Below are 391 nucleotides of genomic sequence, written 5' to 3' on the forward strand. Positions count from 1 at the left end.
GTGTAGACGTGGCGGAACGGTGCCCAGGTGGGGTAGGAGAACTCGCAGATGACGACCCGGCCGCCAGGCTTGGTGACGCGCAGCATCTCGCGCAGTGCCTTTTGTGGGTCCTCGACGTTGCGCAGACCGTAGGAGATCGTCACGGCGTCGAAGGAGTTGTCGGCGTAGGGCAGGCAGGTGGCGTCCCCGGCGACGAAGTGCAGATGGGGCTGGCGCTGCTTACCCACCGCCAGCATCCCGGTGGAAATATCGGGATAAACCTGCGCGCCGCGGGCGGCAAACGTAGCTGAGGAGGTGCCGGTTCCAGCCGCCAAATCGAGGATGGTCTGGCCGGGTTCCGGCTCTACCGCAGCGACGACGAGGTCGCGCCAAGTGTCGATCGCCCCGAGCG

The 391-nt window shown here is 66.5% G+C and carries 1 protein-coding gene; it reads right to left on the reverse strand.

The annotated features are described in order from the left end of the window. Positions 1-391: class I SAM-dependent methyltransferase (locus tag FNX44_RS27785; RefSeq protein ID WP_153507842.1), on the reverse strand; the 391-nt coding region annotated here is incomplete at both ends.

The organism is Streptomyces alkaliterrae (genome assembly GCF_007097205.2).
GTDB classification, from domain to species: Bacteria; Actinomycetota; Actinomycetes; order Streptomycetales; family Streptomycetaceae; genus Streptomyces; species Streptomyces alkaliterrae.